30 protein-coding genes are annotated in these 21,398 nt (G+C 64.3%); 26 read left to right on the top strand and 4 right to left on the bottom strand.

Translation table 11 applies throughout. The features are described 5' to 3' along the window. Positions 1 to 10 precede the first annotated feature (10 nt). The 11 genes from AZSI13_RS02270 (at position 11) to AZSI13_RS02220 (ending at position 7,545) form a co-directional block, all read left to right on the top strand. The gene (locus tag AZSI13_RS02270) at positions 11 to 835 is read left to right on the top strand and encodes an ABC transporter ATP-binding protein (protein WP_109039557.1); all 825 of its coding nucleotides are present in this window, start codon (positions 11 to 13) and stop codon (positions 833 to 835) included. Continuing rightward, the gene (gene mlaE / locus AZSI13_RS02265) at positions 828 to 1,610 is read left to right on the top strand and encodes a lipid asymmetry maintenance ABC transporter permease subunit MlaE (RefSeq protein WP_109039626.1); all 783 of its coding nucleotides are present in this window, start codon (positions 828 to 830) and stop codon (positions 1,608 to 1,610) included. The genes AZSI13_RS02270 and mlaE overlap by 8 nt, the downstream gene beginning before the upstream one ends. After that, positions 1,610 to 2,080, top strand: a complete 471-nt coding sequence (mlaD, locus tag AZSI13_RS02260; RefSeq protein ID WP_109039556.1) for an outer membrane lipid asymmetry maintenance protein MlaD — start codon at positions 1,610 to 1,612, stop codon at positions 2,078 to 2,080. The genes mlaE and mlaD overlap by 1 nt, the downstream gene beginning before the upstream one ends. A gap of 96 nt (positions 2,081 to 2,176) precedes the next feature. Next, entirely contained in the window at positions 2,177 to 2,896 is a 720-nt protein-coding gene (locus tag AZSI13_RS02255) for a VacJ family lipoprotein (protein WP_201262278.1), read from the top strand. Positions 2,897 to 2,998: 102 nt separating this feature from the next. Then, positions 2,999 to 3,625 (top strand): phospholipid-binding protein MlaC, encoded by a 627-nt coding sequence (locus tag AZSI13_RS02250; RefSeq protein ID WP_109039554.1) that lies wholly within the window; start codon positions 2,999 to 3,001, stop codon positions 3,623 to 3,625. Then, positions 3,625 to 3,912, top strand: coding sequence for a lipid asymmetry maintenance protein MlaB (locus AZSI13_RS02245; protein WP_109039553.1), 288 nt, complete (start codon positions 3,625 to 3,627; stop codon positions 3,910 to 3,912). Before AZSI13_RS02250 ends, AZSI13_RS02245 begins: the two co-directional genes overlap by 1 nt. Before the next feature lie 19 nt (positions 3,913 to 3,931). Continuing rightward, positions 3,932 to 4,846 (top strand): ABC transporter ATP-binding protein, encoded by a 915-nt coding sequence (locus tag AZSI13_RS02240; protein WP_109039552.1) that lies wholly within the window; start codon positions 3,932 to 3,934, stop codon positions 4,844 to 4,846. Further along, positions 4,846 to 5,598: an ABC transporter permease gene (locus AZSI13_RS02235; RefSeq protein WP_109039551.1), complete on the top strand. Its 753-nt coding sequence runs from the start codon at positions 4,846 to 4,848 to the stop codon at positions 5,596 to 5,598. The genes AZSI13_RS02240 and AZSI13_RS02235 overlap by 1 nt, the downstream gene beginning before the upstream one ends. A gap of 3 nt (positions 5,599 to 5,601) precedes the next feature. Beyond that, on the top strand, positions 5,602 to 5,847 hold the full coding sequence (locus tag AZSI13_RS02230; RefSeq protein WP_109039550.1) for a BolA family protein: 246 nt from the start codon (positions 5,602 to 5,604) through the stop codon (positions 5,845 to 5,847). Beyond that, a complete protein-coding gene (gene murA / locus AZSI13_RS02225; protein WP_109039549.1) occupies positions 5,840 to 7,093 on the top strand; it encodes a UDP-N-acetylglucosamine 1-carboxyvinyltransferase in 1,254 nt (417 codons plus the stop codon). The genes AZSI13_RS02230 and murA overlap by 8 nt, the downstream gene beginning before the upstream one ends. Positions 7,094 to 7,269: 176 nt before the next feature. After that, positions 7,270 to 7,545, top strand: a complete 276-nt coding sequence (locus AZSI13_RS02220) for a nitrogen fixation protein NifZ (RefSeq protein WP_109039548.1) — start codon at positions 7,270 to 7,272, stop codon at positions 7,543 to 7,545. 66 nt (positions 7,546 to 7,611) lie between these two features. Here the strand turns inward: AZSI13_RS02220 and AZSI13_RS02215 are convergent, their stop codons facing one another. Beyond that, positions 7,612 to 8,499 carry a cation diffusion facilitator family transporter gene (locus AZSI13_RS02215; protein ID WP_109039547.1) on the bottom strand — a complete coding sequence of 296 codons (888 nt, stop codon included), beginning with the start codon at positions 8,497 to 8,499 and terminating at the stop codon, positions 7,612 to 7,614. A gap of 131 nt (positions 8,500 to 8,630) precedes the next feature. Between AZSI13_RS02215 and hisG the strand changes: the two genes are divergently transcribed. From hisG to AZSI13_RS02195, 4 genes are all read left to right on the top strand, one after another. Next, positions 8,631 to 9,281 carry an ATP phosphoribosyltransferase gene (gene hisG / locus AZSI13_RS02210; RefSeq protein WP_109039546.1) on the top strand — a complete coding sequence of 217 codons (651 nt, stop codon included), beginning with the start codon at positions 8,631 to 8,633 and terminating at the stop codon, positions 9,279 to 9,281. Continuing rightward, entirely contained in the window at positions 9,278 to 10,585 is a 1,308-nt protein-coding gene (gene hisD, locus AZSI13_RS02205; RefSeq protein WP_109039545.1) for a histidinol dehydrogenase, read from the top strand. The genes hisG and hisD overlap by 4 nt, the downstream gene beginning before the upstream one ends. Positions 10,586 to 10,652: 67 nt before the next feature. Then, on the top strand, positions 10,653 to 11,177 hold the full coding sequence (locus AZSI13_RS02200; RefSeq protein WP_268807496.1) for a chromate transporter: 525 nt from the start codon (positions 10,653 to 10,655) through the stop codon (positions 11,175 to 11,177). After that, positions 11,174 to 11,695, top strand: coding sequence for a chromate transporter (locus AZSI13_RS02195; RefSeq protein ID WP_109039543.1), 522 nt, complete (start codon positions 11,174 to 11,176; stop codon positions 11,693 to 11,695). The genes AZSI13_RS02200 and AZSI13_RS02195 overlap by 4 nt, the downstream gene beginning before the upstream one ends. Positions 11,696 to 11,922: 227 nt before the next feature. Here AZSI13_RS02195 and hisC read toward each other — a convergent pair whose 3' ends face one another. After that, complete coding sequence (hisC, locus tag AZSI13_RS02190) at positions 11,923 to 12,999, bottom strand: histidinol-phosphate transaminase (protein ID WP_109039542.1); 1,077 nt, start codon at positions 12,997 to 12,999, stop codon at positions 11,923 to 11,925. Between the two features lie 114 nt (positions 13,000 to 13,113). Here hisC and hisB point away from each other — a divergent pair, with 114 nt between their 5' ends. The 10 genes from hisB to tatC all read left to right on the top strand — a co-directional run bounded on the left by hisB (position 13,114) and on the right by tatC (position 18,626). Then, positions 13,114 to 13,701: an imidazoleglycerol-phosphate dehydratase HisB gene (gene hisB / locus AZSI13_RS02185; RefSeq protein ID WP_109039541.1), complete on the top strand. Its 588-nt coding sequence runs from the start codon at positions 13,114 to 13,116 to the stop codon at positions 13,699 to 13,701. Further along, positions 13,701 to 14,351: an imidazole glycerol phosphate synthase subunit HisH gene (gene hisH / locus AZSI13_RS02180; RefSeq protein ID WP_109039540.1), complete on the top strand. Its 651-nt coding sequence runs from the start codon at positions 13,701 to 13,703 to the stop codon at positions 14,349 to 14,351. The genes hisB and hisH overlap by 1 nt, the downstream gene beginning before the upstream one ends. A 46-nt stretch (positions 14,352 to 14,397) precedes the next feature. Next, positions 14,398 to 15,147: a 1-(5-phosphoribosyl)-5-[(5-phosphoribosylamino)methylideneamino]imidazole-4-carboxamide isomerase gene (gene hisA, locus AZSI13_RS02175; RefSeq protein ID WP_109039539.1), complete on the top strand. Its 750-nt coding sequence runs from the start codon at positions 14,398 to 14,400 to the stop codon at positions 15,145 to 15,147. Then, positions 15,147 to 15,908 carry an imidazole glycerol phosphate synthase subunit HisF gene (gene hisF / locus AZSI13_RS02170; RefSeq protein ID WP_109039538.1) on the top strand — a complete coding sequence of 254 codons (762 nt, stop codon included), beginning with the start codon at positions 15,147 to 15,149 and terminating at the stop codon, positions 15,906 to 15,908. The genes hisA and hisF overlap by 1 nt, the downstream gene beginning before the upstream one ends. A gap of 9 nt (positions 15,909 to 15,917) precedes the next feature. Next, positions 15,918 to 16,325 (top strand): phosphoribosyl-AMP cyclohydrolase, encoded by a 408-nt coding sequence (gene hisI, locus AZSI13_RS02165; protein ID WP_201262277.1) that lies wholly within the window; start codon positions 15,918 to 15,920, stop codon positions 16,323 to 16,325. Next, positions 16,322 to 16,645, top strand: a complete 324-nt coding sequence (locus AZSI13_RS02160) for a phosphoribosyl-ATP diphosphatase (protein ID WP_109039537.1) — start codon at positions 16,322 to 16,324, stop codon at positions 16,643 to 16,645. The genes hisI and AZSI13_RS02160 overlap by 4 nt, the downstream gene beginning before the upstream one ends. A 35-nt stretch (positions 16,646 to 16,680) precedes the next feature. Then, positions 16,681 to 17,040 (top strand): histidine triad nucleotide-binding protein, encoded by a 360-nt coding sequence (locus tag AZSI13_RS02155; RefSeq protein ID WP_109039536.1) that lies wholly within the window; start codon positions 16,681 to 16,683, stop codon positions 17,038 to 17,040. 1 nt (position 17,041) lies between these two features. Next, positions 17,042 to 17,269, top strand: coding sequence for a Sec-independent protein translocase subunit TatA (gene tatA, locus AZSI13_RS02150; protein ID WP_109039535.1), 228 nt, complete (start codon positions 17,042 to 17,044; stop codon positions 17,267 to 17,269). A gap of 81 nt (positions 17,270 to 17,350) precedes the next feature. Further along, positions 17,351 to 17,821 carry a Sec-independent protein translocase protein TatB gene (gene tatB, locus AZSI13_RS17850; protein WP_235609600.1) on the top strand — a complete coding sequence of 157 codons (471 nt, stop codon included), beginning with the start codon at positions 17,351 to 17,353 and terminating at the stop codon, positions 17,819 to 17,821. 25 nt (positions 17,822 to 17,846) lie between these two features. After that, complete coding sequence (gene tatC / locus AZSI13_RS02140) at positions 17,847 to 18,626, top strand: twin-arginine translocase subunit TatC (RefSeq protein WP_109039534.1); 780 nt, start codon at positions 17,847 to 17,849, stop codon at positions 18,624 to 18,626. A gap of 12 nt (positions 18,627 to 18,638) precedes the next feature. On the opposite strand, the gene AZSI13_RS02135 is transcribed toward tatC, so the two are convergent. Both AZSI13_RS02135 and AZSI13_RS02130 read right to left on the bottom strand, forming a co-directional pair. Next, complete coding sequence (locus tag AZSI13_RS02135) at positions 18,639 to 19,454, bottom strand: class II glutamine amidotransferase (protein ID WP_109039533.1); 816 nt, start codon at positions 19,452 to 19,454, stop codon at positions 18,639 to 18,641. A gap of 18 nt (positions 19,455 to 19,472) precedes the next feature. Further along, positions 19,473 to 20,627, bottom strand: a complete 1,155-nt coding sequence (locus AZSI13_RS02130) for a Do family serine endopeptidase (protein WP_109039532.1) — start codon at positions 20,625 to 20,627, stop codon at positions 19,473 to 19,475. 21 nt (positions 20,628 to 20,648) lie between these two features. Here AZSI13_RS02130 and AZSI13_RS02125 point away from each other — a divergent pair, with 21 nt between their 5' ends. Next, the gene (locus tag AZSI13_RS02125; RefSeq protein ID WP_109039531.1) at positions 20,649 to 21,395 is read left to right on the top strand and encodes a Nif3-like dinuclear metal center hexameric protein; all 747 of its coding nucleotides are present in this window, start codon (positions 20,649 to 20,651) and stop codon (positions 21,393 to 21,395) included. Positions 21,396 to 21,398: the final 3 nt, after the last annotated feature.

Below are 21,398 nucleotides of genomic sequence, written 5' to 3'. Positions count from 1 at the left end.
GGGAGTCCCCGTGCCGGCTGAAAGCCTGGTCGAGATTCGCGGCCTCAACTTCGCCTACGATACGGATTCCGGCCCCCGCAAGGTGCTGGAAGGCATCGACATGAGCTTCCACAAGGGCAAAGTGGTGGCGATCATGGGCGGTAGCGGCTGCGGCAAGACGACCCTGTTGCGCCTGATCGGCGGCCAGTTGCGGCCGACGGCGGGCGAGGTGAAGGTGGCCGGTCATGCGGTGCACCGCATGAACACCCGGGATCTTTACGCCCTGCGCCGCCGCATGGGCATGCTGTTCCAGTTCGGCGCCCTGTTCACCGATATGTCGGTGTTCGACAATGTGGCCTTCCAGATGCGGGAGCACACCGATCTGCCAGAAGAGCTGATCCGCGACTTGGTGCTGCTCAAGCTGCAAGCCGTCGGCCTGCGGGGGGCCGCCAAGCTGATGCCCAGTGAGCTTTCCGGTGGCATGGCCCGCCGCGTGGCCCTGGCCCGGGCCGTGGCCCTGGACCCCATGCTGATCATGTACGACGAGCCCTTCACCGGTCTGGATCCCATCTCCTTGGGCGTCATCGGCCAGTTGATCCGCAAACTCAACGATGCCCTGGGGGCCACGTCCATCATGGTGACCCACGACATCCAGGAATCCCTGCTGATCGTCGATTACATCTATTTCATGTCCGGCGGCCGGGTGGTCGCCGAGGGCACGCCGGACGAAATCCGCGCTTCCCGGGACCCCTTCGTCTATCAGTTTGTCCATGCCGAAGCCGACGGGCCCGTGCCCTTCCATTATCCGGCGCCTCCGGTAGCCGAGTCCCTGCTGGCGGGAGGTGTCCGTGGCTGATTTCTTGCGTCGGCTCGGTGCCGGCCTGGTGGATCGCATCTGGCAGCTGGGTTTTGCCAGCCGCTTCTTCTGGGCCCTGCTTTGCTATTCAGGTCAGTGTCTGACCCGCCCGCAGTTGATGATGCGGGAAATTTATTTCAGTGGTGTCCTGTCCCTGCTCATTATTACCGTTTCCGGCTTGTTCGTCGGCATGGTGCTGGGTCTGCAGGGCTATGAGACGCTGCAGCGTTTCGGTTCGTCCGAGGCGCTGGGCATCCTGGTGGCTCTTTCCTTGGTGCGGGAACTGGGGCCGGTGGTGGCTGCCCTGCTCTTCGCCTCCCGGGCCGGCTCCTCCATCACGGCTGAAATTGGTCTGATGAAGGCCACCGAGCAGCTCAAGGCCATGGATATGATGGCCGTCAATCCCATGGCCCGCGTCGTGGCTCCCCGATTCTGGGGGGGGGTCATCTCCATGCCGCTGCTGGCTGCCCTGTTTTCCGCCATGGGCGTCTTCGGTGGCTGGCTGATCGGTGTGGTGCTGATCGGCGTCGATGATGGTGCGTTCTGGTCCCAGATGCAGGCTTCGGTGGATTTTCGTGAAGATATTCTCAACGGCGTCATCAAGAGCGTGGTCTTCGGGGCCGCTGTCTCCCTGATCGCCGTTTTTGAGGGTTATGACTCGGTGCCCACGGCCGAAGGGGTTTCCCGCGCCATTACGCGCACTGTGGTTACGTCAGCGCTGGTGATTCTGGCGCTGGACTTTGTTCTCACCTCGTTTATGTTCCGGGGGGCTTGATGAATCGCAAGGTGCTCGACCTGTGGGTCGGAGTTTTTGTAGCAATCGGTTTTCTCTCACTGTTGTTTTTGGCACTAAAAGTTGGGAACCTTTCGGGGGCCAACTTTGCCGAAACCTACGTCTTGCAGGCCAAGTTTGATAACATCGGCGGCCTGAAGGTGCGCGGGCCGGTGAAGAGTGCCGGTGTCGTGGTGGGTCGGGTGGCCGAAATTCATTTCGATCCCCAGACCTATGAGGCGGTTGTCACCATGAAGGTGGATACCCGCTTCAAGTTTCCCAAGGATACTTTCGCCTCCATCCTGACCTCCGGCCTGCTCGGCGAGCAATATGTCGGCCTGGATGTGGGGGGCGACGAGAAGATGCTGGCCCCCGGCGATAGCATCGCCAAGACCCAGTCGGCCGTGGTGTTGGAGAAGCTGATCAGTCAGTTCCTCTTCAGCAAGGCCTCCGAGGGACAGGACAAGAAGTAGCGTTTCCGCTATGCTTTAGGCTGTTGGCATGAGGCTGGCGGCCTTTGGTCGCGCGGTTTCGGCAAAAAACAATTACTGATATTTCGAGGGATCAAAGTGCAAAAACAGGTAGCCAAGCGTCTGGGTATGTTCGCGCTAGCCACGGCCCTGCTGTCCGGCCTGGGCGGCTGTGCCAGTACGGCCAACAATCCCAAGGATCCCTGGGAAGGCTTCAACCGTGCCATGTTCTCCTTCAACGAAGGCGTGGACAAGGCCGTCATCAAGCCCGTGGCCCAGGGCTACGACGCAGTGCTGCCCCAGCCTGTGCAGACTGGCGTGGGTAATTTCTTCGGCAACATCGCCGATGTCTTCATCGCCTTCAACAACCTGATCCAGGGCAAGCCGGGCGACGCCGTTTCCGATGCCGGCCGTGTCTTCCTGAACAGTACCGTCGGTATTCTCGGCATTTTCGACGTAGCCAGCGTCGCCGGTCTGGAAAAGCATGACGAAGACTTCGGCCAGACCTTCGGTCGCTGGGGCGTGGGCGACGGTCCTTATGTGGTGTGGCCCTTCATTGGTTCCCGCACTGTGCGTGATACCGTGGGCTATGTGGTGGATGTGGCGGCTGACCCGGTCAGGAACGTGGATCACGTGCCGACCCGCAACGCTGCCGCTGCCCTGCGTCTGGTGGATACCCGTGCTTCCCTGCTGCCGGCGGAGAAGGTCATCGACGATGCCGCCCTGGACAAGTACTCCTACATGCGTGATGCCTATCTGCAGCGTCGCAAGAACCTGATTTACGACGGCAATCCTCCTCGCGAGAAGCTTGAGGACTGATTCCTCGCCGTTCCCACTCCATACCCCGCCGGCCGGCGGGGTATGTCTTTGCGTCACCGCATCAGCTAAAATTCCTCCTCCCCCGACCCAAGAGAAAAGACCATGAAGTTCATTCGTGCCCTGTGTGCTGCCATTGGCCTTGGCCTGCTGTCTGTTCCGGTGCTGGCTCAGGATCTCGGTCCCGACGCCCTGGTCAAGAAAGTGACCGATGACGTGCTGACGGTGGTGCGGACCGACAAGGATTTGCAAAACGGCAACACCAAAAAGGCCATCGAGCTGGTGGAAACGAAAGTGTTGCCCCACTTCAATTTCAACCGCATGACCGCCCTGGCCCTGGGGCGCGAGTGGTCCAAGGCTTCTCCTGAGCAGAAGACCAAGCTGACCCACGAATTCCGTACCCTGCTGGTGCGCACCTACTCCAACGCCCTGACCGCCTACAAGGATCAGACCGTGGAGTACAAGCCCTTCAAGATGCAATCCGGTGACACCGACGTGACCGTGCGTACCCAGATCAGCCAGTCCAGTGGCAAGCCCATCGGCCTCGACTACGCACTGGAAAAGCAGAACGACGGCTGGAAGGTTTACGACGTCGTGGTGGCCGGTGTCTCCCTGGTGACCAACTACCGTGAAACCTTCAACCAGGAAGTGCGCGCCAACGGCATCGATGGCCTGATTTCCACTCTGGCGGCCAAGAACAAGACGCTGGAAACTTCCTCCGGCAAGAAGTGATGATTGTTCTGGATGGTTCCACCCTGCGGGTGACGGCGCCCATGGTCATTGCCAATGCCAAGGAACTCCTGATCGCCGGCCAGGAAAAGCTGGCTGCTGGCAGCGGCACGCTGCAGGTGGATCTGGCAGCGGTGACAGCGGTGGATTCTTCCGCCCTCACCGTTCTTTTTGCCTGGATGCGCCGCCTGCAGGCTCAGGGCCGCAGTCTTTCCATTGTCGCGCCGCCGGCCAGTCTGCTCAGTCTGGCCGAGCTCTACGGCATCTCCGATCTCCTGCCGCTGGCCTAAGCCTTCAGCCCGGATTCCCATGGGCACTGCCGTCCACTTCGATTGTGTCACCAAGCGCTTTGGTGCCTTGCAGGCCCTGGGCGGCGTTTCCCTGGAAATTGCCCAGGGTGAGTTCTTCGGCCTGCTCGGTCCCAATGGGGCGGGCAAAACCACCCTGATTTCCTGTCTGGCCGGTCTGGTCCGCCCGGATAGTGGCAGCCTGCGAGTGCTCGGCCAGGATGTGGTGACCGATTATCGGGCTGCCCGCCGTCTGCTCGGCGTGGTGCCCCAGGAACTGGTCTTCGACCCCTTCTTCACGGTGCGCGAAACCCTGCGCATCCAGTCCGGCTACTTCGGCATCCGCAACAACGACGACTGGATCGACGAGATCCTCGCCAACCTGGACCTGACCGGCAAGGCCGACACCAACATGCGCCGCCTCTCCGGCGGCATGAAGCGCCGGGTACTGGTGGCTCAGGCCCTGGTGCACCGTCCCCCTGTGATCGTCCTGGATGAACCCACCGCCGGGGTGGACGTGGAATTGCGCCAGGGCTTGTGGGAATTCGTGCGGCGCCTGAACCAGGAAGGCCATACCATCATCCTCACCACCCATTACCTGGAAGAGGCAGAAACCCTGTGCGGCCGTATCGGCATGCTCAAGCAGGGCCGCCTGGTGGCCCTCGACGCCACGGCCAATCTGCTACAGCGTTTTTCGGGCCATACCCTGACCCTGCGTCTGGCGGCCGGCCGCCCCTTGCCCGAGTGCATGGCCCCCCGGCTGCTTGAACGCCAGGGCCAACTGCATCGCCTGCGCCTTGCCGGCGTGGCCGAACTGGAACCCCTGCTGGCCGAACTGCGGCTGGCCGGTTGCCAGGTGGAGGACCTGCAACTGGGCGCTCCGGACCTGGAAGAAGTCTTCGTGCGCCTGATGCGGGGCGAGGAGGCCGGCGCGTGATGCTCGGTTTCCGAACCCTGTTCCTCAAGGAAGTCCTGCGTTTCTGGAAGGTAGGCTTCCAGACCATGGCAGCGCCGGTGCTGACGGCCTTGCTCTACCTGCTTATCTTTGCCCATGTGCTGGACGACAATGCCCGCATCCATGGCGTCGCCTATACGTCGTTCCTGGTGCCTGGCCTGGTCATGATGTCGGTGTTGCAGAATGCCTTTGCCAACTCGTCCTCTTCCCTCATCCAGTCCAAGGTGACGGGCAGCATCGTCTTCGTCCTCCTGCCGCCCATTGCCTATGGCGAGTTTTTCCTCGCCTACGTCCTGGCGGCCCTGGTACGGGGTGTCGCCGTGGGGTTGGGAGTGCTGTTGATGACGTTGGCTTTCGCCCCCCTGCAGCTGGCCCATCCTCTGTGGGCTCTGGCCTTTGCCGTGCTCGGTGGCGCCATGCTGGGGGCTCTGGGCATGATCGCCGGCATCTGGGCCGACAAGTTTGACCAACTGGCCGCTTTTCAGAACTTCCTCATCATGCCCCTGACCATGCTGTCCGGGGTGTTCTACTCGATTCACAGCCTGCCGCCCTTCTGGCAGCAGGTGTCCCACTTCAATCCCGTGTTCTATATGATCGACGGTTTCCGCTATGGCTTTTTCGGCGTTTCCGACGCCGCCCCCGAAAAAAGCCTGTTGGTGGCAGCCGTCTGCTTTGCTGCGCTGACCGCGCTGACCCTGGCCCTGCTCAAGCGGGGCTACAAATTGAGAGCCTGACCCATGGTAAGACCTGAAGACATCGAAACCTACATCCAGGAGGGTATGCCCTGCGACCTCATCAAGATCGCCGGGGATGGGCATCACTTCGAGGCGGTCATCGTCAGCGGCGAATTCACCGGCAAGAGCCGGGTGCAGCGCCAGCAACGGGTGTACCAGACCATCAAGGATCGCCTGGACAGCGGCGAAATCCACGCCCTCTCCTTCAAGACCTTCACCCCCGAAGAATGGGAGGCCAACCGTGGATAAGCTCCTCATTCAGGGCGGTGTGCCCTTGCGCGGCGAAGTCGCCATTTCCGGAGCCAAGAATGCGGCCCTGCCCATTCTCTGCGCCGCCCTGCTGACTGCCGAGCCCCTCAAGCTTTCCAGTCTGCCCCACCTCAACGACGTTTCCACCATGCTCGGCCTGCTTGGCCAGATGGGCGTGGAAGTGACCCTCGACGGGGCTGACGGCGTGGTGCTGGATGCCCGGGGCCTCAACAACCCCGTGGCGCCCTACGACTTGGTCAAGACCATGCGCGCCTCCGTGCTGGTGTTGGGCCCCCTGATGGCCCGCTGCGGCGAGGCCAAGGTTTCCCTGCCCGGCGGTTGCGCCATCGGCGCCCGGCCGGTGGACCAGCACATCAAGGGCCTCCAGGCCATGGGTGCCGAGGTCAAGGTGGAACACGGTTACATCCACGCCAAGGCCGGCCGCCTCAAGGGTGCCCGCATCTGCACCGATATGGTCACCGTTACCGGTACCGAGAACCTGATGATGGCCGCGGTGCTGGCCGACGGTGAAACCATCATCGAAAATGCCGCCCGGGAACCGGAAGTGGTGGATCTGGCCAACTGCCTGATCTCCATGGGCGCCCGCATCTCCGGCGCCGGCAGCGATGTGATCCGCATCCAGGGGGTGGAAAAGCTCCACGGGGCTGAGCACCGCATCATGCCGGACCGTATCGAGACCGGCACCTATCTCTGTGCTGCAGCTGCTACCGGCGGTGAAATCCGCCTGACGCGCACCTCCTCCGCCTATCTGGATGCGGTCATCGACAAGCTCATGGACGCCGGCTGCGACATCCAGACCGAGCGCGATGCCATCAGCCTCAAGGCCCCGGCCCGCCTCAAGGCGGTGAGCATCCGCACCGCGCCTTATCCCGCTTTCCCCACGGATATGCAGGCCCAGTTCATGGCCCTGAACACCGTGGCCGACGGCGCCGCCACCATCCGCGAGACCATTTTCGAGAACCGCTTCATGCATGCGGTGGAATTGGCCCGCCTAGGCGCCTCCATCGACATCAATGGCAACACCGCCGTGGTCAAGGGCGTGCCCCAACTGGAAGGCGCCACCGTGATGGCCACCGATCTGCGGGCTTCCGCCTCCCTGGTCATCGCCGCCCTGGTGGCCCAGGGCGAGACCCTGATCGAACGTATCTACCACCTGGACCGGGGCTACGAGCGCATCGAGGAAAAACTCTCCAAGCTGGGGGCCTGCGTCCGCCGCGTGCGCTGAGGCGCTGATACCGCCAGGCCGAACCAGGCCCTGGCAGTTCCAGGCAGACCCAACAAAAACGCCCCGTTGTCGTGCATGCGACAACGGGGCGTTTTTCTTTACCCCATGAAAATCATGGGGTTGCGGTCAGGCATCAAGCTTGCTGAGGGAAGGGTATTCCCTTTGGAGAAACTGCCATGCCCAATTATCTGAACATCGGCGATGTGGTCTTTGCCCAGGAAGTCATTCAGAACGACGGCGGCGTGCCGGATCAGCCGGAAGACGCCGTGTTTGCCCGCCCGGGCAGCCGTGGCGTGGTGGTGCAGATCGGCGCCGCAGCCGCCGATTTGCGTCAGGAAATCATCCTGGTGCGTTTTGAAGATGAAGCAGGCGTTCTTGGCCCTCCCGTCGGCTGCCTGCCAGAAGAGCTGACCCAGGAGGAGGTGGCCGCCGGAGCCGGCGCGCCGGCCTAGGCTTGGCTAAACCGGCGGATAGCTGCGGCTGCCCGTCGCGTCTGGCTGCCAACAGTGGTCTGTGGCTTAGCCCTTGTCGTCGGGTTCGAAGAAAACCCAGCGTACGGCGGGAAAGGCGGCCTTGAGGGCATCCTGTACGGCGTTGATCTGGTCGATCAGGCTACGGGCACTTTGTTGCTCGGCCATGCGCGCCTTCACCGCGACGAAGAGGTAGCTACCCATCTGGAAGGAGATCAGGTTGTAGAGGGATTCCACCTCTGGGCGCTGTCGCAGCCATTGCTCCATGGCGGCATGGGCAGCGGGCTCGGCACTCTGGCCGATGAGCAGGGCCTTGACCTCCAGGCCGACGCCGATGGCGACCACCACCAGCAGGACGCCGACGGCGATGCTGCCCCAGGCGTCGAAGGCGGGGTTGCCGGTGGCGAGCGAGAGCAGGATGGCGCCCAGGGCCAGGGTCAGGCCCGCCAGGGCGGCGATGTCCTCGCCCATGACGACGATCAGTTCCGATTCCCGGCTGTCGCGGAAATAGCGCCACAGGGGCATGTCGCCTGCCTTTTCGCGGATTTCATGGATGCAGCCGCGCAGGGACCAGGCCTCCAGCAGCACGCCGACCCCCAGGACGATGATGGCGACCCAGGGATTCTCCAGGGGTTCCGGGTGGGAGAGCTTGTGCATGCCCTCGTAGATGGAAAAGGCCCCCCCCAGGGAAAACAGCATGATGGCCACCATGAACGACCAGAAATAGGTGGCCTTGCCAAAGCCCAGGGGGTGGTCCGGTGTCGGCTCCCGCCGGGCCTGTTTGATGCCCAGCAGCAACAGCAGCTGGTTGGCGCAGTCGGCGGCGGAGTGCACCGCCTCGGCCAGCATGGCGGAGGAGCCGGTATAGACGGCGGCGGCAGCTTTCGAGACGGCGATGCCGGCGTTGGCGGAAAGGGCGTAGATGATGGCGCTCATGATGGCGAGAAAAGTGGAGGTGCCATGCTTTTACCATATTCCACCCGGCCGCCCAAGGCAGCGGCACGCCATGACGGCATGTCGGGGGCGGGATACGGTAAAATGCACGTTTTTGCATCCGGGAATCCGCCGTGAACGGCATTACCATCGCCCTTTCCAAGGGCCGCATCTTCGAAGAAACCCTGCCCCTGCTGGCCGCTGCCGGCATCGTGCCGACTGAAAATCCCGAAACCTCCCGCAAGCTGATCATCGCCACCAACCGGCCTGACGTGCGGGTGGTCATTGTGCGCGCCACCGATGCGCCCACCTATGTCCAGCATGGCGCCGCCGACATCGGCGTGGTCGGCAAGGACGTGCTGATCGAGCACGGCGGCGCCGGCCTTTACCAGCCCCTGGACCTGAAGATTGCCAAGTGCCGCATGAGCGTGGCCGTGCCCGCCGGTTTCGACTATGAAAACGCCGTGCGCCAGGGCGCCCGCCTGAAGATCGCCACCAAGTACATCAAGATGGCCCGGGAACACTTCGCCACCAAGGGCGTGCACGTGGACCTCATCAAGCTCTACGGCTCTATGGAACTGGCGCCCCTGGCCGGTCTGGCCGACGCCATCGTGGACCTCGTTTCCACCGGCGGCACCTTGAAGGCCAACAACCTGGTGGAGGTGGAGCACATCATGGACATCTCCTCCCGTCTCATCGTCAACCAGGCTTCCCTGAAACTTAAGCGGGAAACCCTTGGTCCCATCCTGGACGCCTTTACCCAGGCCGTGGAGAAGAATGCATGAGCAGCGTGAATATCAAGCGCCTGAGCAGCGCCGACGCCGATTTCCAGCAGCGCCTCGATGAACTGCTGGCCTTCGAGGGCGCCCAGGACGAGAACATCGAAAAGACCGTGGTCGGCATCCTGGCCGACGTCAAGGCCCGGGGCGACGCCGCGGTGGTGGAATACACCAACCGCTTCGACCGTCTCTCCGTTGCCGGCATGGCCGCCCTGGAGCTGCCCAAGGCCGAGCTGCAGGCCGCCCTGGACGGCCTTCCCACCGAGCGCCGGGCCGCCCTGGAAGCGGCAGCCCAGCGCATCCGCACTTACCACGAGCGCCAGCTGGGTGCCGGCTTCACCTACACCGAAGCCGACGGCACCATGCTCGGCCAGATGGTGACGCCCCTGGACCGGGTCGGTCTCTACGTGCCCGGCGGCAAGGCCGCCTATCCCTCCTCGGTGCTGATGAACGCCCTGCCGGCCAAGGTGGCGGGGGTCAAGGAACTGATCATGGTGGTGCCCACCCCCGGCGGCGAACACAACGCCCTGGTGCTGGCGGCCGCCTGTCTGGCCGGCGTGGATCGCGTCTTCACCATCGGCGGCGCCCAGGCCGTGGCCGCCCTGGCCTACGGCACCGAAACCGTGCCCCAGGTGGACAAGATCGTCGGCCCGGGCAACGCCTATGTGGCCTGCGCCAAGCGCCGGGTGTTCGGCATCGTCGGCATCGACATGGTGGCCGGCCCCTCGGAAATCCTGGTGCTGGCCGACGGCTCCACGGACCCGGACTGGGTGGCCATGGACCTCTTCTCCCAGGCCGAACACGACGAGCTGGCCCAGTCCATCCTGATCTGCCCCGACGCCGCCTACATCGAGAAGGTGCAGGCCAGCATCGACAAGCTGCTGCCCACCATGCCGCGCCGCGACGTGATCCGCACCTCCCTGGAAAACCGGGGCGCCCTGATCCTGGTGCAGGATCTGGAAGAGGCCGTGGCCATGGCCAACCGGGTGGCCCCGGAGCACCTGGAACTGTCCCTGGCCGAGCCCGATGCCTGGGTGGAGAAGATTCACCACGCCGGCGCCATCTTCATCGGCCCCTACACCTCCGAGTCCCTGGGCGACTACTGCGCCGGCCCCAACCACGTGCTGCCCACCTCCGGCAGCGCCCGCTTCTCCTCGCCCCTGGGGGTCTACGACTTCCAGAAGCGCACCAGCCTGATCCGGGTGTCCCAGGCCGGGGCCCAGACCCTGGGCCGCATCGCCGCCACCCTGGCGGACGGGGAGGGCCTGCCGGCCCATGCCCAGTCGGCCCGCTACCGTCTCGATGCCTGAGACCGGCGCACAGGAACAGCCCGGGGGCGGGGGAGGCAACTCTCCCGCCCCTGTCACGTGCAGGCAGCTGTTTCTTGGCTTTTCCTCCGTCGGCATTTCCGGCTTCGGCGGTGTTTTGCCCTTCGCCAGGCGCATGCTGGTGGAGGAGCGGTGCTGGTTGACGGCGGAGGAATTCAATTCCCTTCTGGGCCTGTGCCAGTTCCTGCCCGGGCCCAATGTGGCCAACCTGTCCATTGCCGTGGGCTCCCGCTACCAGGGCATCCGCGGTGCCGTCGCGGCGGTCACCGGCCTTTTCGGCGGCCCCCTGCTGATCGTGCTGCTGCTGGGTCTGCTCTATGACCGCTACGGCCAGCTGCCTCAGGCCCAGGGCTTGTTGCGGGGCGTGGCGGCGGTGGGCTGCGGCCTGCTTTTCGGCACGGCCTGGCGCATGGCCCTGGCCCTCAAACTGAAGCGCCTGTTCCTGCCCTTCACCCTGGCGGTCTTTGTCGCCGTGGCGGTGCTGCGCTGGCCCATGCCGGTGGTCATGGTCGGCCTGCTCAGTCTCTCCGGCGGCGTGGCTTATGCCTACCTGCGGCGCAAGGCGGCGCCATGATGTTGCTGGCCGATCTCTTCTTCCAGTTTGCCCTGCTCTTCTGCGTGGCTTTCGGCGGCGCCTCGGCCCTGCTGCCGGAAATGCACCGGGTGGTGGTGCTGGAAAAGCACTGGCTGGACGACGCCACTTTCACCCATCTCTACGCCATCGCCCAGGCCGCGCCCGGGCCCAACGGCCTGGTGGTGAGCTTGATCGGCTGGGAGGTGGCGGGCGTGCCCGGCGCCCTGGCCGCCTCCCTGGGCATGATCCTGCCCACCGGCATCATGATCTACGTGCTGATGCGCCACTGGCACCGCTTCGCCGGGGCCCGCTGGCAGCAATCGGTGCAGTTGGGCGTGGCGCCTCTGGCGGTGGGCCTGATCTTCGCCGCCGCTTTCCTCATCGGTCAGTCGGCCGGCCTGGGCTGGGGCGGCACCATTCTCGCCGCGCTCACGGCGGTGGCGTTGTTGAAAACGAAATGGCATCCCCTGTGGCTGATCGGCCTGGGGGCGCTGGCGGGCTTGCTCGGCTGGGTTTGATTGGCGTCCCCGATGGCGGTTGGCCGGGGCTGTCTAGTGACGTGCCTGGAGAGGCAGGAAAGACGCCAATCTCCGTGGGGTATGCCTGGAACGTGGCGTGTTTGCTTACGGGAGGCGTGGGTGCCGGGAAGAATGGCTTGCTGCTTGCCTCTCCCGGGTGTTGCTTGAGGTGATGCGGCGGGGCCAGCCGGTCATCGACCGGCCCCGGGTCAGGCCTTAGCGGGCCATCAGCCGAGGATTTCCTTCAGGGCCGTCACCAAGGCGGCGCACTGTTCGTCGGTGCCGATGGTGATGCGCAGGAACTGGTCGATGCGCGGGGCCTTGAAGTGGCGCACGATGATGCTGCGCTGGCGCAGAGCCTGGGCCAGTTCGGCGCCATCCCGGCCCGGATGGCGGGCGAAGACGAAGTTGGCGGCGGAAGGCAGTACGTCGAAACCGAGCAGGCTCAGGTCGCTCACCAGCTGTTCCCGGCTGGCGATGACCGCATTGCGGGTGCGGTCGAACCACTCCCGGTCGGCCATGGCCGCCTCGGCGCCGACGATGGCGATGCGGTCCAGGGGGTAGGAGTTGAAGCTGTTCTTGACCCGTTCCAGGGCTTCGATCAGCGCCGGGTGGCCCACCGCGTAGCCGACCCGCAGGCCCGCCAGGGAGCGGGACTTGGAGAGGGTGTGCACCACCAGCAGGTTGGGGAAGCGATTCACCAGGGCAATGGCCGTGTCACCGCCGAAATCCACATAGGCTTCATCCACCACCACGACGGATTCCGTGTTGGCTGCCAGCAGCGCCTCGATCTCGGCCAAAGGCAGCAGGCGGCCGGTGGGGGCGTTGGGGTTGGGGAAAATGATGCCGCCGTTGGGCTGACGGTAGGCGGCCAGGTCGATGCCGAAATCCTCGCCCAGGGGCACGGTCTTCGGGGTGATGCCGTAGAGGCCGGCATAGACCGGGTAGAAGCTGTAGGTGATGTCCGGGTAGAGCAGGGGGGCGTCATGTTTGAGCAGCCCCATGAAGGCGTGGGCCAGCACTTCGTCGGAGCCGTTGCCGACGAAGACCTGCTGGGCGGTGATGCCGAATTCGCCGTAGAAGGCGGCAACAGCGGCCTTCAGGCGGTCGCTGTTGGGGTCCGGGTAGAGGCGCAGGCTGGCGCCATCATGGCCGATCTCCGCCTGCATGGCCGCCACGGCCTTGGGGGAGGGCGGATAGGGGTTCTCGTTGGTGTTCAGCTTCACCAGATTGGGCAGCTTGGGCTGCTCGCCGGGAACATAGGGGGTGAGGCTGTGAACCAGGGGGCTCCAGAATTTGCTCATGACGACAATCTACCGGGGGAAGGGGGGGGCGGAAAAACGCGCAGCGCAAGGCTGCATCAGGGCTGAAATGGTATCATGGCCGCCTGTTTGTCCCCCTTTTGAACGGTGTTACCCATGCGGCAAGCCGAAGTCTCGCGCAATACCCTCGAAACCCAGGTCACGGTACGTCTCAATCTGGACGGTACCGGCTGTGCCAAGCTCAATTCCGGCATCCCTTTCCTGGACCACATGCTGGACCAGATCGCCCGCCACGGCCTGATCGACCTGGAAGTGGAAGCCAAGGGCGACCTGCATATCGACGGCCACCACACTGTCGAAGATATCGGCATCACCCTGGGCCAGGCCTTGGCCAAGGCCCTGGGCGACAAAAAGGGCCTGACCCGCTACGGCCACGCCTACGTGCCCCTGGACGAAGCCCTCTCCCGCGCCGTGGTGGATCTTTCCGGACGCCCCGGCCTGGACTTCCGCGTCGATTTCAAGCGCGCCATGCTCGGCACCCTGGATACGGAACTGGTGCACGAATTCTTTCAGGGCCTGGTGAACCACGCCCTGATGACCGTGCACATCGACAATCTCAAGGGCGAGAACGCCCACCACCAGTGCGAGACCATCTTCAAGGCCTTCGCCCGCGCTCTGCGCGCGGCGGTGAGCCCGGACCCGCGCACTGCCGGCGTCATTCCCTCCACCAAGGGGGCGCTCTGATGAGCAGCGGCAACGGCAAGATCGCCGTCATCGACTACGGCATGGGCAACCTGCGCTCCGTCTGGCAGGCCCTGGTGCACGTGGCCGAAGGCAAGGAAGTGGTGGTTACCGCCGATCCGGCGGTGGTCGCCGCCGCCGAGCGGGTGGTCTTTCCCGGCCAGGGCGCCATGCCCGACTGCATGGCCGAGCTGGATGCCCGGGGGCTGCGCCCCGCCGTGCTGCAGGCCGCCAAGGACAAGCCTTTCCTTGGCATCTGTATCGGCCTGCAGATGTTGTTCGAACATAGCGAAGAGGGCGACGTGCCCGGCCTGGGCGTTTTCGCCGGCCAGGTGCGCCGTTTCCCCGCCGAGCAGATGGTGGCCGCCGACGGCTCCCGCCTCAAGGTGCCCCACATGGGCTGGAACCAGGTGCGCCACACCCGCCCCCACGCGCTGTGGGACGGTATCGAGGATGGCGCCCGTTTCTACTTCGTGCACAGCTACTACGTGACCCCGGAAGACCCGGCCGTGGTGGCGGGGACGGCCGACTACGGCATCCCCTTTACCTGTGCGGTGGCCCGGGATAATATTTTTGCGATCCAGTCCCACCCGGAAAAGAGTGCCCGCGACGGCCTCGCCCTGCTGCGCAATTTCATCCGCTGGCAGCCTTGAGCGGCCAGTTTTCCCTCTGATTTTCTTCTCATAATTCCGCCCGATCATGCTGATCATTCCCGCGATTGACCTGAAGGACGGCCAGTGCGTCCGTCTCAAGCAAGGCCTGATGGAAGAGGCGACCGTCTTTTCCGAGTCCCCCGCCGAGCAGGCCCGCCACTGGCTCGACCAGGGCGCCCGCCGCCTGCACCTGGTGGACCTCAACGGTGCCTTTGCCGGCCAGCCGAAAAACCAGGGGGCCATCAAGGCCATCCTCAAGGAAGTGGGCGACGAGATCCCGGTGCAACTGGGCGGCGGTATCCGCGACCTGGACACCATTGAGCGCTGCCTCGATGCCGGTCTCACCTACGTCATCATCGGCACCGCCGCGGTGAAGAACCCGGGCTTCCTGCATGACGCCTGTGTGGCCTTCCCCGGCCATATCATCGTCGGCCTGGATGCCAAGGACGGCAAGGTGGCTGTGGATGGCTGGTCCAAGCTGACCGGCCACGACGTCATCGACCTGGCCAAGAAGTACGAGGACTATGGCGTCGAATCCATCATTTACACCGACATCGGCCGCGACGGCATGCTCTCCGGCATCAATATCGACGCCACGGTGAAGCTGGCCCAGGCCCTGAAGATTCCCGTCATCGCCTCCGGCGGCCTCTCCAACCTGGATGACATCCAGAAGCTGTGCGAAGTGGAAGGCGAAGGCGTGGTCGGCACCATTGCCGGCCGGGCCATCTACGACGGCTCCCTGGACTTCAAGGCGGCCCAGGCGGCTGCTGATGCGGCCAACGGGGCCAGCAAGTAATGGCGCTGGCCAAACGCATCATCCCCTGCCTGGACGTAACTGCCGGGCGTGTCGTCAAGGGCACCAATTTCGTTGAACTGCGGGACGCTGGCGACCCGGTGGAAATCGCCCGCCGCTACGACGAGCAGGGTGCCGACGAAGTGACCTTCCTTGACATCACTGCCAGTTCCGACCAGCGCGACATCATCCTGCACATCATTGAGGCCTGTGCCTCCCAGGTGTTTATTCCCCTGACGGTGGGCGGTGGCGTGCGCAAGGTGGAAGATGTGCGCCGCCTGCTCAATGCCGGCGCCGACAAGGTCTCCATGAACACCGCAGCGGTGCAGAACCCGGACCTGGTGAGCGATGCTTCCGCCAAAGTGGGTTCCCAGTGCATCGTCGTCGCCATCGATGCCAAGCAGACAGCGCCGGGCCAGTGGTGCGTGTTCACCCACGGTGGCCGCAACAATACCGGCATGGATGTGGTGACCTGGGCCAAGGACGTGGCCGCCCGGGGCGCCGGTGAAATCCTGCTGACCTCCATGGACCGGGATGGCACCAAGAATGGCTTTGACCTGGCCCTGACCCGGGCGGTGTCCGATGCGGTGGCCATCCCCGTGATCGCCTCCGGCGGTGTCGGCAACCTCCAGCATTTGGCCGACGGCGTCACCCAGGGCGGCGCCGATGCGGTGCTGGCGGCTTCCATCTTCCATTTCGGTGAATACACCGTGCGTCAGGCCAAGGAATTCATGCGCGATCGGGGCATCGAGGTGCGCCTGTAAGGCACCGCCATGAGTCACGATCTCGATCCCTCCCTGTCCTGGCTGGATGCCCTCAAGTTCGGCGCCGATGGCACCATCCCGGTGATCGCCCAGGACGCCGCCAGCGGCCGCGTCATCATGTTCGCCTACGCCAACCGGGAAACCCTGGAAGAGACTGCCCGCACTGGCCGTGCCACCTACTGGAGCCGTTCCCGCAACCGGGTATGGCGCAAGGGCGAGGAGTCCGGCCACTTCCAGCACGTCAAGGAAATGCGTGCCGACTGCGACGGCGATGTGGTCCTGCTCAGTGTCGAGCAGGAAGGCGGCATCGCCTGCCACACCGGCCGCGAAAGCTGTTTCTTTTACCGGCGGGAAGGCGATCGCTGGATTCCGGCCGACCCGGTTCTCAAAGACCCGAAGGAAATTTACGCAAAATGAGCACTCACGACATCCTGCACCGCCTCTCCGATACCCTGGCCTCTCGCCGCAACGCGGACCCGGAGACCTCCTACACCGCCCAGCTCTTCGCCAAGGGGCCGGATGCCATCCTCAAGAAGATCGGTGAGGAATGCGCCGAGCTGATCATGGCTGGCAAGGAAGGCAAGCGCCTCAACATCGTCTGGGAATCCACCGATGTGATCTACCACATCCTGGTGCTGCTGGCCTTCTACGGCCTTTCCATCGAGGACGTGTCCCAGGAAATGCGCCGTCGTGAGGGTATTTCCGGGATTGACGAGAAGGCTTCCCGCACGAAATGATGCGGCTCCCCGCCATTTTCTGAACCCGGGTAATCATGGATAACTGCATTTTCTGCAAGATCGTGCGCGGCGAGATTCCCTCCCGCAAGGTCTATGAAGACGAGCATGTCTTCGCCTTCCTCGACATCAACCCGCTTCGGCCGGTGCATGTGCTGGTGGTGCCCAAGCGCCACATCGAGTCCCTGGCCCACGTTGGCGAGGCCGATGGCGAGGTGCTGGGCCGCCTGCTGTCCGTGGCCAACAAAATTGCGGTGGATCAGGGAAGTCCCGAGGGCTTCCGCGTCATCATCAATACCGGCCGCATCGGCCAGCAGGAAGTACCGCACCTGCACGCCCACATCGTCGGGGGCGACGCGCCTGTCGGACCGATGCTGAAACGAATTCAAGGAGACTGATATGGGTAGCTTTAGCATTTGGCACTGGCTGATCGTTCTGGTGATCGTCATGCTGGTTTTCGGCACCAAGAAGCTGCGCAACATAGGCCAGGACCTGGGCGGTGCGGTCAAGGGCTTCAAGGACGGCATCAAGGAAGGTACCGCTGAAGGTACTCCGGCCACGCCTCCCCAGCAGGTCTCCGGTGGCCAGACCATCGAGGGCGAGATCAAGGAAAAGACCAAGTCCTGATGAACCCCTCGTGCCGGGATCGCCCGTGGAGCCGCCGGCTGCCGGGCCCCCGGCCTTTTATTGGCCTTTCTCCCTCTACTTATGTTTGATGTCGGCTTTTCCGAACTCATCGTCATCGCCGTGGTGGCGCTGATCGTCATCGGCCCCGAGCGCCTGCCCAAAGTGGCGCGCACGGCCGGCCATCTGCTCGGCCGCCTGCAGCGGTACGTCAATGACGTGAAGTCCGACATCAACCGGGAAATGCAGCTGGATGAGCTGAAGAAGCTCCAGGGGCAGATCCAGGATTCGGCCCGCAGCTTCGAGAACTCCATCCAGCAGGGCCTGAGCAGTACCGAAAAGGGGCTCAACGAGGCGATTCAGCCGCCGGCGCCCGCTGCCGACCCGGTGGCGGACGTTGCCCCGGCTACCGCCCCGGCCGCGGTGCCAACTGATGTGGTGGCCGAAGTTGCCGCCGCCGCTCCTGTTACCCCTCCGGCCGCTCCCGAAGTGATCACTTCGCTTGCCGATGCCGCTGTGTCTTCTCCGGCTCCGGCCGAAGCCCCCAAGTCCTGATGCTCCGCCATTCCTCCCGCCATCCATGAGTCTCGACAGCCCCGACGACAACGGCCAAGCCGAAGAGTCCTTCCTTTCCCACCTGGTGGAACTGCGGGACCGCCTGATCCGCGCCCTGCTGGCCGTGGTGGTGGTGTTCGTCTGCCTCTTCCCCTGGTCCAAGGAGCTGTACTCCCTGCTGGCCAATCCCCTGCTGGCCACCCTGCCGGCCGGCGGCCAGATGATCGCCACCGATGTGGTGGGGGTGTTCCTGGTGCCGATGAAGGTCACCATGATGGTGGCTTTTCTCATCGCCTTGCCCTACGTGTTGTTCCAGGCCTGGGCCTTCGTGGCGCCGGGCCTTTATGCCCATGAGAAGCGCCTGGTACTGCCCCTGGTCATCGCCTCGGTGCTGCTCTTCTTCTGTGGTATGGCCTTCGCCTACTTCCTGGTATTCCCTACGGTCTTCGGTTTCATGGCCAAGGTGGCGCCGGAAGGCGTGGCCTGGATGACGGATATCGACAAGTACCTGTCCTTCGTTCTCTCCACCTTCGTCGCCTTCGGCATCACCTTCGAAGTGCCGGTGATTGTCATCGTGCTGGTGCGTATCGGTCTGGTGGATATCGCCAAGCTGAAGGAATGGCGGCCCTATGTGATTGTCGGCGCCTTCGTCATCGGCGCCATCTTCACGCCCCCCGATGTGTTGTCCCAGATCATGCTGGCGGTGCCCCTGTGGCTGCTCTACGAACTGGGTATCATCCTGGCTTCCTTCATCGGCCGCCGGCCCGAACGGCCCACCCTACCGGCAGACCACAAGCCGGAATAATCCCCCGCCGGCCTAGGTTGCCGCGCAGGCAGCCTTCTTTGGGCCGGGCACGGTCGTCGCGGTCTGCACCACTTTCCCTTCCTCGAACCACCACAGACTGCCCGGCTCCATGGGCGTCCATACCTCGTCGTCCGTCAGGGGCTGGGTGGCGATCACCGCCACCCGGTCATCGGGAGTGGTCACCTCGCTGAAATCCACCGTGACGTCCTGGTCCTTCAGATGGGCCTTGGCAAAGGGCGCCTGGCGCACGATATAGGTGAGCTGGGTGGAGCAATGGACGAACAGCCAGTCGCCGTTGGAGAGCAGGAAATTGCACTCGCCCCGGGTGCCGAGGTCCCGGGCCAGTTCCGTGAGGGCGGTGAAAAGCTCGGCGGAGGCCGGCGCATGATCGCCGAAACGCTGACGCAGGCATGTGAGGAGCCAGCAGAAGGCGCGTTCGCTATCCGTGTTGCCCACGGGCATGACGCTGCCGTCCAGGGGCGGGTCGAAATCGATCAGGTTGCCGTTGTGGGCGAAGATCCAGTAGCGGCCCCACAACTCGCGCATGAAGGGGTGGGTGTTCTCCAGGGCCACCACGCCCTGGGTGGCCTTGCGGATGTGGGCAATGACGTTGCGGGAGCGGATGGGGTACTGCCCTACCAAAGCCGCTACCGGCGAATGGGCCGAAGGCTGGGGGTCAAGGAAGAGGCGGGTCCCCCGGCCTTCGAAGAAGGCGATGCCCCAACCGTCGGCATGGACGTCGGTGAGGCCGCCCCGGGCCTGGAAACCGGTGAAGGAAAAACAGATATCCGTCGGCACGTTGCAGTTCATGCCCAGCAGTTGGCACATGGCAGTCTCCGCCCGGCCTTACTGGTCGGGGTCACGCCGCATGGGCGGACGCTTGCCGATCTTGACCTGCACGTCCACCAGGGACTGGTTGCGCCGCAGCTTGAAGGGGACGGCGGTCCCGGGCTTGAGTTCGGCAATGAGGTCGAGCATGACCTGGGGGTCCTTTACCGTCTTGCCGTCTACTCCCAGGAGGATGTCGCCAGGCTTGATGCCGGCACTGTCGGCCGGGCTGCCACGCAGCACCCCGGCAATGAGGGCGCCCTCGGCATCAGGCAGGCCGAAGGATTCGGCCAGCTCGGGCGTGATTTCCTGGGCCTCGACGCCGATCCAGCCCCGGGTCACGGTGCCGCTCTGGATGATCTGCTCCATGATGCTCTTGGCGGTGGACACGGGGATGGCGAAGCCGATGCCCAGGGAACCGCCGGAGCGGGAGTAGATGGCGGTGTTGATGCCGATCAGGTTGCCCTGGGCATCCACCAGGGCGCCGCCGGAATTACCCGGGTTGATGGCAGCGTCGGTCTGAATGAAGTTCTCGAAGGTGTTGATGCCCAGGTGGGAGCGGCCCAGGGCGGAGACGATGCCCATGGTGACGGTCTGCCCGACGCCAAAGGGATTGCCGATGGCCAACACCACGTCGCCGACCCGGATGCTGTCCATCTGGCCAAAGACGATGGCGGGCAGCTTGTCGGCATTGACCTTGAGCACCGCGAGATCGGATTCCGGGTCGGCCCCGATGACCTTGGCCTTGAGCTTGCGCCCGTCGTTCACCGCCACCTCGATATCGTCGGCCGCCTCTACCACGTGGTAGTTGGTGAGAATGTAGCCCTCAGGGCTGACGATGACGCCGGAGCCCAGGCCCGAGGACCGCTGGGGTTCGTTATCGAAGCGGTCGCCGAAGAAATGGCGGAAAACCGGATCGTCGAACAAGGGGTGGCGGGAGGCTTTCACCTCCTTGCTGGTGAAGATGTACACCACGGAAGGCAGGGAGCGGCGCACCGCCTCCCGGAAGCCGCCCTGCACCGCGCCGTCGTTGCCGACGGCAAGGGGGGCCTCCTGCAGCGAGACAATGCCGCCCGGCTGCTTCAGCCATTCGGGCTTGAGGGTGCCGATGACAAACAGCACGGCAAGACTCACCGTCACCGTTTGTGCAAAAATCAACCAGGTCTTGCGCATGAAAAATAAGGGGGAACACCCATGAAACGTGAAGAATTGACCCGCTATCTCGATGAATTGCTGGAAGCGGCCCGGTTCCGGGATTATTGCCCAAACGGTTTGCAAGTGGAAGGCAAGCCCGAGATTGGCCGCATCGTGGCGGGCGTCACCGCCAGCCAGGCCCTGCTGGATGCCGCAGTCGCGGCCGGTGCGGATGCAGTGCTGGTGCACCATGGCTGGTTCTGGAAAGGGGAGGATGGCCGGGTCACCGGCTTCCGCAAACAACGCCTAGCCACCCTCCTGCGCCATGACATCAACCTCATCGCCTACCACCTGCCCCTGGATGCCCACCCGGAGCTGGGCAACAACGCCCAGTGGGCTCAAGGTTGCGGCTTCGTGCCGGAAGGGCGCTTCGGTGACCAGGATATCGCCTGGCACGGCCGCCTGGCCGAGCCCTGCACGGCCGCAGCGTTGGCGGCCCGGGTGGGCCAGGCCCTGGGGCGCCCGGTGCAGCTGGTGGGCCCGGCGGAGCGCCTGGTCGGCCGCATCGGCTGGTGCTCCGGGGGTGCCCAGGGCTACTTTGAACAGGCCGTGGCCCTGGGGCTGGACGCCTATCTATCCGGCGAAATCTCCGAACAGAACACCCATCTGGCCCGGGAAACCGGCGTGCCCTACCTGGCCTGCGGCCACCATGCCACGGAGCGGGGCGGTGCCCGGGCCCTGGCCGACCACCTGGCCGAGCGTTTCGGCCTCGACTGCCGCTTCATCGATATCGACAACCCGGTCTAACCC

Origin of the sequence: Azospira sp. I13, assembly GCF_003112695.1 — a bacterium.
Classification (GTDB): domain Bacteria; phylum Pseudomonadota; class Gammaproteobacteria; order Burkholderiales; family Rhodocyclaceae; genus Azospira.
This window is presented reverse-complemented; position numbering and strand designations above follow the sequence as displayed.

Excerpts from the sequence above, each read along its gene's own strand:
- mlaD (WP_109039556.1), top strand. The coding sequence starts at position 1,610 with ATGAATCGCAAGGTGCTCGACCTGTGGGTCGGAGTTTTTGTAGCAATC.
- AZSI13_RS02250 (WP_109039554.1), top strand. The coding sequence starts at position 2,999 with ATGAAGTTCATTCGTGCCCTGTGTGCTGCCATTGGCCTTGGCCTGCTG.
- AZSI13_RS02245 (WP_109039553.1), top strand. The coding sequence starts at position 3,625 with ATGATTGTTCTGGATGGTTCCACCCTGCGGGTGACGGCGCCCATGGTC.
- AZSI13_RS02240 (WP_109039552.1), top strand. The coding sequence starts at position 3,932 with ATGGGCACTGCCGTCCACTTCGATTGTGTCACCAAGCGCTTTGGTGCC.
- AZSI13_RS02235 (WP_109039551.1), top strand. The coding sequence starts at position 4,846 with ATGCTCGGTTTCCGAACCCTGTTCCTCAAGGAAGTCCTGCGTTTCTGG.
- AZSI13_RS02230 (WP_109039550.1), top strand. The coding sequence starts at position 5,602 with ATGGTAAGACCTGAAGACATCGAAACCTACATCCAGGAGGGTATGCCC.
- AZSI13_RS02220 (WP_109039548.1), top strand. The coding sequence starts at position 7,270 with ATGCCCAATTATCTGAACATCGGCGATGTGGTCTTTGCCCAGGAAGTC.
- AZSI13_RS02215 (WP_109039547.1), bottom strand. The coding sequence starts at position 8,499 with ATGAGCGCCATCATCTACGCCCTTTCCGCCAACGCCGGCATCGCCGTC.
- hisD (WP_109039545.1), top strand. The coding sequence starts at position 9,278 with ATGAGCAGCGTGAATATCAAGCGCCTGAGCAGCGCCGACGCCGATTTC.
- AZSI13_RS02195 (WP_109039543.1), top strand. The coding sequence starts at position 11,174 with ATGATGTTGCTGGCCGATCTCTTCTTCCAGTTTGCCCTGCTCTTCTGC.
- hisC (WP_109039542.1), bottom strand. The coding sequence starts at position 12,999 with ATGAGCAAATTCTGGAGCCCCCTGGTTCACAGCCTCACCCCCTATGTT.
- hisB (WP_109039541.1), top strand. The coding sequence starts at position 13,114 with ATGCGGCAAGCCGAAGTCTCGCGCAATACCCTCGAAACCCAGGTCACG.
- hisH (WP_109039540.1), top strand. The coding sequence starts at position 13,701 with ATGAGCAGCGGCAACGGCAAGATCGCCGTCATCGACTACGGCATGGGC.
- hisA (WP_109039539.1), top strand. The coding sequence starts at position 14,398 with ATGCTGATCATTCCCGCGATTGACCTGAAGGACGGCCAGTGCGTCCGT.
- hisF (WP_109039538.1), top strand. The coding sequence starts at position 15,147 with ATGGCGCTGGCCAAACGCATCATCCCCTGCCTGGACGTAACTGCCGGG.
- hisI (WP_201262277.1), top strand. The coding sequence starts at position 15,918 with ATGAGTCACGATCTCGATCCCTCCCTGTCCTGGCTGGATGCCCTCAAG.
- AZSI13_RS02160 (WP_109039537.1), top strand. The coding sequence starts at position 16,322 with ATGAGCACTCACGACATCCTGCACCGCCTCTCCGATACCCTGGCCTCT.
- AZSI13_RS02155 (WP_109039536.1), top strand. The coding sequence starts at position 16,681 with ATGGATAACTGCATTTTCTGCAAGATCGTGCGCGGCGAGATTCCCTCC.
- tatA (WP_109039535.1), top strand. The coding sequence starts at position 17,042 with ATGGGTAGCTTTAGCATTTGGCACTGGCTGATCGTTCTGGTGATCGTC.
- tatB (WP_235609600.1), top strand. The coding sequence starts at position 17,351 with ATGTTTGATGTCGGCTTTTCCGAACTCATCGTCATCGCCGTGGTGGCG.
- tatC (WP_109039534.1), top strand. The coding sequence starts at position 17,847 with ATGAGTCTCGACAGCCCCGACGACAACGGCCAAGCCGAAGAGTCCTTC.
- AZSI13_RS02135 (WP_109039533.1), bottom strand. The coding sequence starts at position 19,454 with ATGTGCCAACTGCTGGGCATGAACTGCAACGTGCCGACGGATATCTGT.
- AZSI13_RS02130 (WP_109039532.1), bottom strand. The coding sequence starts at position 20,627 with ATGCGCAAGACCTGGTTGATTTTTGCACAAACGGTGACGGTGAGTCTT.
- AZSI13_RS02125 (WP_109039531.1), top strand. The coding sequence starts at position 20,649 with ATGAAACGTGAAGAATTGACCCGCTATCTCGATGAATTGCTGGAAGCG.